This is a genomic window from Paraburkholderia sp. GAS199, assembly GCF_050436585.1.
Classification (GTDB): Bacteria; Pseudomonadota; Gammaproteobacteria; order Burkholderiales; family Burkholderiaceae; genus Paraburkholderia.
Genome location: NZ_JBNDMM010000011.1, coordinates 266,757 through 275,158 on the forward strand (window position 1 = coordinate 266,757; position 8,402 = coordinate 275,158).

General features: G+C 63.1%; 5 protein-coding genes and 1 rRNA gene. 3 read left to right on the forward strand and 3 right to left on the reverse strand.

Annotation, left to right across the window (positions count from 1 at the left end):
- Window position 1: 1 nt before the first annotated feature.
- Complete coding sequence (gene cyoA / locus P3T18_RS33385; protein WP_429304244.1) at window positions 2-901, reverse strand: ubiquinol oxidase subunit II; 900 nt, start codon at window positions 899-901, stop codon at window positions 2-4.
- Window positions 902-1,271: 370 nt separating this feature from the next.
- Complete coding sequence (locus P3T18_RS33390; protein ID WP_429304245.1) at window positions 1,272-2,825, reverse strand: NADH-quinone oxidoreductase subunit M; 1,554 nt, start codon at window positions 2,823-2,825, stop codon at window positions 1,272-1,274.
- 671 nt (window positions 2,826-3,496) lie between these two features.
- Here P3T18_RS33390 and P3T18_RS33395 point away from each other — a divergent pair.
- The 3 genes from P3T18_RS33395 (at window position 3,497) to P3T18_RS33405 (ending at window position 8,017) form a co-directional block, all read left to right on the forward strand.
- A complete protein-coding gene (locus P3T18_RS33395; protein ID WP_429304246.1) occupies window positions 3,497-4,228 on the forward strand; it encodes an ABC transporter ATP-binding protein in 732 nt (243 codons plus the stop codon).
- On the forward strand, window positions 4,218-6,788 hold the full coding sequence (locus P3T18_RS33400; RefSeq protein ID WP_429304247.1) for an FtsX-like permease family protein: 2,571 nt from the start codon (window positions 4,218-4,220) through the stop codon (window positions 6,786-6,788). The genes P3T18_RS33395 and P3T18_RS33400 overlap by 11 nt, the downstream gene beginning before the upstream one ends.
- A 125-nt stretch (window positions 6,789-6,913) precedes the next feature.
- Window positions 6,914-8,017 carry a lipocalin-like domain-containing protein gene (locus P3T18_RS33405; RefSeq protein WP_429304248.1) on the forward strand — a complete coding sequence of 368 codons (1,104 nt, stop codon included), beginning with the start codon at window positions 6,914-6,916 and terminating at the stop codon, window positions 8,015-8,017.
- Window positions 8,018-8,117: 100 nt separating this feature from the next.
- On the opposite strand, the gene rrf is transcribed toward P3T18_RS33405, so the two are convergent.
- Window positions 8,118-8,230, reverse strand: a 5S ribosomal RNA gene (gene rrf / locus P3T18_RS33410).
- Window positions 8,231-8,402: the final 172 nt, after the last annotated feature.

Sequence of the window (8,402 nt, forward strand, 5' to 3'; positions counted from 1 at the left end):
CTTATCCCTTACCCTTTGGTGCACAGTTGGCGTCGTTCAGGGTATCCATGACGTTACCGTTGTTGTACCGGGCAATGATGTTGAAAAAGAGCTTCGGATCGACGGTCGAGAAGTACTGCACCGGGTCCTTTTCGCTCGGCGCCGATACCGCGTGGTAACGGTCCATGCTGAGGTTGTCCGACGATGCGCGCACCTTCGCCACCCATGCGTTGAACTCTTCCGGCGACGTTGCGAGCGTGCGGAACTTCATGTCCGAGAAGCCCTTGCCGCTGAAGTTCGCCGAAGCGCCCGCGAAATTGCCGGGCTCGTCCGCGATCAGATGCAGACGCGTTTGCATACCGGCCATGGCGTAGATCTGGCCGCCGAGTTGCGGGATGAAGAACGAGTTCATCACCGTGTCCGACGTGATCGTGAAGTTCACCGGCGTGCCGACCGGGATCGCCAGCTGGTTCACCGAAGCGATGCCGAGGTCCGGATAGATGAAGAGCCACTTCCAGTCGAGCGCGACGACTTCGACGTTGATCGGCTTGACCTGCGATTCGAGCGGCTTGTACGGGTCGAGCTCGTGCGTGGTTTTCCACGTGAGCACGGCGAGGAACAGAATGATCAGCGTCGGAATCGTCCAGATGGCGATTTCGATGCCGGTCGAGTGCACCCAGCCCGGACGGTACTCGGCGCTGCGGTTCGACGCGCGATAGCGCCAGGCGAACAGCAGCGTCAGTGCGATGACCGGAATGACCACGATCAGCATGGCCCAGGTCGACGTGGCGATGAGGTCACGTTCGGCCAGTCCCACACTGCCTTTCGGATTCAGAATATCGAGGTTGCTGCAACCCGAAAGCAACAACGCGAGGCCGATGGATGCGGAACTGATCGACCCACGGAGAGTCTTTCCTTTCATATCCATTGCCTTTTATTTACGTCTTCTACGAACGTCATTAGACCGCTCTCCATTAGTAAGCGCTCGCATAATAGGGGCACGTCAAGGCGTAATAAACCCTCGATTCAGCAAAGATCTATTGCGCCGCAGCACGTGCGACACATTGCCGCACACCCGCGCAGGACGGGCGTTTCGCAACGCTTTCATGCCGAGCGCGCGCATCATACATTCCCCGGGAGCAGGCGTAAATACGCGGCACGGCCAGAATGGCGGCGCCGCGCACCTCGCAAATCCTCGAGTCCTACCGGATCGGCAGGCGCGACAGCCTGGGCGGCAGTGCGGCTCCGACAGCGGCCGCCATGCTGCACATGCGTAACGCCTGTCGCCCTCCTCAGCCCGGCGAGCGGGTTGCCACCACCGCCGGCACGGCCGCCTGCATGTGTTCGCCGCCGTCGGCCGGAGCCGTATCCGACGGATGCACCGTACGTTCGGATTGCGCGAGCAGCACGCCGACCGAAGGATCGATTGCATCCGTGAACGGTTTCGGATTGATACCGATTGCGAGCACCAGCAGCGCCATCGCGCCGAGCAGCACGAATTCGCGCTTGCCGAGGTCTTTGAGTTTCGCGACGCGCGCGTTGGCGATCGCGCCGAAGATCACGCGCTTGTACATCCACAGCGTGTAAGCCGCGCTCAGAATCAACGTGGTCGCGGCGATTGCACCGATCCAGAAGTTGAAGCGGATCGCGCCCATCAGCACCATGAATTCGCCGACGAAACCCGACGTGCCCGGCAAGCCGATGTTGGCCATCGAGAAGAGCATCACGAAGGCAGCGAAGCGCGGCATGGTGTTGGCCACACCGCCGTATTCGGAAATGGAAGCAGTCTTGGTACGGTCGTAGAGCATGCCCGTGCACAACAGCATCGCGCCGGACACCACGCCGTACGAGAGCATCTGCACGATCGCGCCGGCCTGGCCGATGCGATTGAAGACGAACAGACCCAGCGTGACGAGGCCCATGTGCGCCACCGTCGAATACGCCAGCAAGCGGCGCATGTCGGTTTGCACGAGCGCAAGCAGGCTCGAGTAGATCACCGCGACGAGCGAGAGCGTGATCATCATCGGCGCGAAGAAGTGGCTGGCCTGCGGTGCGATCGGCAAAGCGAAACGCAACAGACCATATCCGCCGAGCTTGAGCATACCGATCATCACGGCGGCACCGGTCGGGCCGTCGAGGTGGACGTCGGGCAGCCACGTGTGCAGCGGCCACATCGGCACCTTTACGCCGAACGCGGCGAGGAAACCGAGGAAGATCAGCACTTGCGGCCAGGTGCCGAGATGCGTCTCACGCCACAACGCGAGATCGAAGCTGTGCGTCTGGCTGTAGAGATACAGCATCGACATCAGCATCATCAGCGAGCCGAGGAACGAGACGAAGAAGAACTTCACCGCGGCATACGTGCGGTTCGAATTGCCCCACGTGCCGATCAGCAGATACAGCGGAATCAGCGTCGCTTCGAACGAGATGAAGAACAGCATGCCGTCGAGCGAGGTGAACACGCCCTGCATGAAGCCCGACAGCATCAGGAACGCGCCGAAGTATTGCGCGGTGCGCTCGGTGATCGATTCCCACGAAGCGACCACGATGATGATCGTGGTCAGCGCCGTCAGCGCGACGAGCCACAACGAAATGCCATCCACACCGACATGCCATGCGATGTCGAAGGTCGGCGACCAGCGCACGTTCTCGACGAACTGCATCGTGGTCACGTCGTTGCGGAAATTCGAGACCAGCGGAATGACGGGCAGAAATCCGGCGACCGCGCCGACCAGCGCAAGCCAGCGGGTGCGACTACGTGCCGCGTCTGATCCGGCACGCAAAACGACAAGGCCAGCGACAATAGGGATCCAGATGAGTAGGCTAAGAAGCGGAGGCAATGACATGTGCTCTGTAGAAAACTTGAAGTACAAAACGCCGCATCAACGCCTCCAGACCGAAAGCATTGAAATGGATATGTAAGTTGGATTTCGCTGAAATCGACGTTGAAACGGTGGCGCCCGCTTCACGTTTACCCGCAGTCGAATGACCAAGGGTGGGAGATTACCAAGATAAGAATACTTTTGCAGCGCAACAACGCTGCAACGCCCTTAACAATGTATTGTTGCCACATTTGCCCTTGCGAAATGGATAAATATGTGCGCCTGCACAAGCAGCCGTGCGCAGCCATTTAGACGCCAATTTTCGCCGACGAAGAATAAGATTGCAGTCAACTTAAATGATTTTGCCGACTTCGCGCGGATCGCCTCGTGCACAGGAATGGTTCATGCTCGTTTCCTGAGCCGAATGGGGACGGTTTCTTGCCGGCCGCAAAATTTTCGTGTGCGTCCGGGCGAAAAAAATTTTTGATCCGGCACTCTAAAGAGGCAAGGTTCCGCAGCCTGTAAACTGGGTTTCTGCCGTCGGCGTGAATCGCGAGCCTTATCGTCTCGCCAACCGGTTTCGGCCCCGGTGAACCTTACAGAAGCCAAATGGACTTTCGTCAGCCGGGCAGCGAACAGGACCGCAGATCGACCGGTCACTGAATGCACTACCCTTCAACTTTTTCGGAACACGCATGCAGCCTGGCGTCGAAGGTGCCGTTCCTGCGCTCGAATGCCGCAGCCTGAGTAAGTCGTATGGTTCCGGTCGCGTCGTCCTCGCGCACCTCGATTTCACGCTCGGCGCGGGCGAATTCGTCGCGATCATGGGCGACTCCGGCGTCGGCAAATCGACGCTGCTGAATCTGATCGCCGGACTCGACATCGCCGATAGCGGCGATGTCGTCATCGACGGCAGCCTCGTCTCGCGTCTCGATGACGACGCGGCGACGCGCCTGCGCCGGCAGAAGCTCGGCTTCGTGTTCCAGGCGTTCCATGTGCTGCCGCATCTCTCGCTCGCGCAGAACGTCGCGCTGCCGCTGCTGCTGAACGACCAGCCCGCGTCCGCCGCGCTCGACATGCTGGCAGCGGTCGGCCTGGGCGGCCGCGGCGACGACTTCCCACGGCAACTCTCGGGCGGCGAATTGCAGCGCGTCGCCATCGCCCGCGCGCTCGTGCATCGTCCCAAGCTGATTCTCGCCGACGAACCCACCGGCAATCTCGATCCCGACACGGCTCACGACGTGCTCAGCCTGTTCCGCGCGCAAAGCAAGGCGACCGGCGCGGCGACCATCATGGTGACGCACTCCGAAGCGGCGGCCGCAGTCGCCGACCGCATTCTGATTCTGAGCGACGGCGGCCTGCACGCGAGCACGTCGACGCGCGTCACTGACCGTTCAACCGCGCGTTCCAGCCAGGATGTCGGCTAAGCCGCGCTCGCTGCCGCATGCGGGCGGCCACCGTACGCTCACGCGCTGGCTGCTGAGCGCCGAATGGCGCAGCCGCCGCGGCCGCGCGCTGGTCGCCATCGCGACGATCGCGCTCGGTGTGGCGCTCGGCTACGCGGTCCAGTTGATCAACAGCGCCGCATTCAACGAATTCTCGGCAGCGACCCGCAGCCTGTCCGGTCAGGCGGACCTGCAGGTGCGCGGCGCCCAACCGCTGTTCGACGACGCCATCTACCCTCGCCTCGCAACCGAACCCGGCGTGGCGATCGCGAGCCCGGTTCTTTCGTTCGACGCCACCATGCCCGATCGCAACACCGCACTGCCGGTGCTGGGCATCGACGTCTTCAAGGCGAGTCGCATCGCGCCGGATCTGGTCGGCGTGCCGGCAGCGGACCGGCCGTTCGACACGCTCGCCGCCGACACCGTCTTTCTCTCGCCGGCGGCCGAGGCATGGCTGAACGTGAAAACCGGCGACACGATCGCGCTGCGCAATGGCACCGGCATCGTGCGACTGCGGGTCGCGGGCGGCATCGTACGGGCGCGTCCGGGACAACGGCTCGCGGTGATGGACATCGCCACCGCGCAGTGGAAATTCGGCGCGCTGGGCAAGCTATCGCGCGTCGACCTGCAACTCGAACGCGGTGTCGACCGCGAGCGTTTCAGGCGCGACTTGCAGGCACGCCTGGGCCGCGCATGGGTGATCGCGGGCGCCGGCGACGCCGAAAGCCGCACGGACCGGTTGTCGCGCGCGTATCGAATCAACATGAACGTGCTGGCGCTGGTCGCGCTGTTCACGGGCGCCTTCCTCGTGTTCTCGACGCAAGCGCTGAGTGTCGTGCGACGCCGCGCGCAATTCGCGATGCTGCGCGTGCTCGGACTCACCCGCGGCCGTCTGCTGCGGCAGATCCTGCTCGAAGGCGCGGTGCTGGGTGGGCTCGGGTCGCTCGCCGGACTCGCACTCGGCTATGCGCTGGCAGGCGGCGCACTGCGTTTCTTCGGCAGCGATCTGGGCGGCGGCTACTTTCCCGGCGTGCAACCGCAGGTCGGTTTCGAGCCGCTCCCCACCGCGATATTTCTCGCGCTAGGGACCGCTGTTGCCGTGCTCGGCAGCCTCGCGCCCGCACTCGAAGCCGCTCGCGCGCGGCCTGCGGCAGCGCTCAAGGCCGGCGCCGAAGAAGCCGCGCTGGCGCGGCTCGCCACGCCGTGGCCGGCGCTGGGCTGCCTGCTCGTCGCCGCGGCGCTCACGCAATTGCCGCCGATTTTCGATGCGCCCATCGGCGGCTATCTCGCGGTCGCGCTCCTGCTAGTCGGCGGCATTGCGTTGATGCCCGGCGTCACGGCTCTGGTATTCGGCGCCGCCGGGCGCACGCTGCACATGCGACGTCGCGCCAACGCCGTCGTCACGCTCGCGCTCGCACGGCTTGCCAACGCGCCCGGCCACGCTTCGATCGCGATGGGCGGCGTGTTGTCGAGCTTCGCGCTGATCGTCGCGATGGCGATCATGGTGGCCAGTTTCCGCGTCTCCGTCGAAGACTGGCTGGGCCATCTGCTTTCCGCCGACCTCTACGTGCGCGTCGCACCGAACGGCGACACCGGCGGTTTGCAGCCCGAAGAACAGGCGCAACTCGCACGCGTGCCCGGCATCCGGCACGGCGCTTTTGCGCGGACCTCGCATATCACGCTCGATCCGGCTCGCCCCGACGTTGCCATCCTTGCGCGGGAAATCGACGCGGCGGACCCCGGCGCGAATCTGCAGATGACAGGTCCCGTTCTGCCGCCCGCGGATTTTCATGGCGGCGATTTACCTGTTTGGGTGTCCGAAGCAATGGTCGACCTGTATGGCTATCGAGTCGGTCAGCGCGTGCGATTGCCGATCGGCGCGGAGAGTCAGCGCTTCATCGTGGCCGGTGTGTGGCGCGATTACGTGCGGCAAAGCGGCGCCATTCAGATGCGCCTCGCCGACTACCGGCGTCTGACCTCCGACACGAGCGCCACCGATGTCGCCATCACCGTGCAGCCAGAAGTCAGCGTGGAAAGCGTCATGTCGGGAATTCGCGCGCTTTCGTTCGGCGCGACACTCGATCTGTCGCAACCCGGCGAGATCCGTTCGCGCACGCTGACTATTTTCGATCGCAGCTTTGCCGTCACGTATCTGCTCGAAGCGGTCGCCATCGTGATCGGGCTGTTCGGTGTGGCCGCAACGTTTTCCGCGCAGACGCTCGCGCGCGCACGCGAGTTCGGCATGCTGCGGCATGTCGGCGTCACACGCACGCAGATTCTCGCAATCCTCGCGCTCGAGGGCGGCATGCTGACGGCGTGCGGCGTCGCGCTCGGCTTCATTCTCGGATTCGCGATCAGTCTGATTCTGGTATTCGTCGTCAATCCGCAGTCGTTTCACTGGAGCATGGCCTTGCACATTCCATGGACCGTGCTGATGAGCGTGGCGTCGATCATGCTCGTCTCATCGTGCTCGACGGCCGTGATCGCGGGACGCGGCGCGGTTTCTGTCGACGCGGTACGCGCCGTGAAGGAGGACTGGTGATGCGCGTGACTCTGTCGTTGCAGGCGTCTGCGGTTCGCGCGGTCGACGGATCGCGGCGCAAGGCGCGCGCGCCCCGAATCGGCCGCATACTTCGTGTGCGTTTTCGCGCAGGCGCTTTGGGCTTATTGAGTGCGTTCAGTGCGTTCAGCCTGTTCGGCGGTCTGGTTTCGGCTGCGTCCGCGAGTTCGCCCGAGTTTGCCGTGGTGACGCCAGACCATCCGGTGCAGCTTCCGCAAGACAGTGGCGCCCATCCCGAGTTTCGCACCGAATGGTGGTACGCCACGGGCTGGCTCACCACACCGGACAAGCGGCCACTGGGTTTTCAGATCACCTTTTTCCGCTCCGCCACGGGACACGATCCCGCGGACCCGGGCGCATTTGCGCCGTCGCAGTTGATCATTGCGCACGCGGCGCTGAGCGATCCCGCCTTCGGCCACCTCGTCCACGATCAGCGCATTGCACGCGAAGGTTTCGGGCTGGCCTACGCGCGGCAGAACAATACCGACGTCAAACTCGACGCATGGAAAATTGTCCGTGCCGCGGATGGTCACTACGATGTGACCGCCGACGCCGCCGGCTTCGCACTGCATCTCCAGCTGACGCCGACGCAAGTGCCGCTCGTTCAGGGCGAGCACGGCTATTCCCGCAAAGGTCCACGGCCCGAACAGGCGAGCTACTACTACAGCGAGCCGCATTTACGCGTGACGGGCAGCGTCGTCCGACCGGCTACGGCGGGTGCGAAATCGACAGGAGAAAGCGACGTCACCGGCGAAGCGTGGCTCGATCACGAATGGTCGAGCACGCTGCTCGATCGTGACGCAGCGGGCTGGGACTGGCTCGGCGCCAACCTCGACGACGGCTCGGCCTTGATGGCATTCAAGGTGCGTAGCCGTGACGGACACGCGGTATGGGCGCATGCCGCCCTGAGAAATGCGGCGGGTAACGTGACGACATTCAGCCCGGACCAGGTCAGCTTCACGCCGGTTCGCACATGGCGCTCGCCTCGCACGAACACTTCGTATCCGGTCTCGATGACCGTTAGAACCGGTTCGCAGACATGGCGGCTCGATCCGTTGATCGATGACCAGGAACTCGATTCGCGGCAATCGACCGGCGCGGTTTACTGGGAAGGCGCCGTACGCGTGAGCCGCGACGGCGCGGAGCTAGGGCGTGCGTATCTGGAACTGACTGGATATGCGGATAAGCTGCGGATGGGTGTGGGACGGTGAATCTGCTGATAGATCGAACACTTTTTTGAGCTGTTTTTTTCTGACGCCCAAACGCAAAAACCCCGCCTTTTAGGGCGGGGTTTCTGTTTGCTGCTAGGGAGCCTGACGATTACCTACTTTCACACGGGAATCCGCACTATCATCGGCGTGGAGTCGTTTCACGGTCCTGTTCGGGATGGGAAGGGGTGGGACCGACTCGCTATGGTCATCAGGCATGACTTGTTGCCGCAGTGCTCAAGGAGCAGTACGACCAATCTGGAAGAAGTAGTTTCTGGTGATGCTCACCAGAGGGGGGGTTGTGTTGTTCGAGGCACAACACTGATCTCAACCGTGCGTGTTTCCTGCCCCCTTCGGGGGTTGACCTGAGTAAGTGCTGAAGCACTAA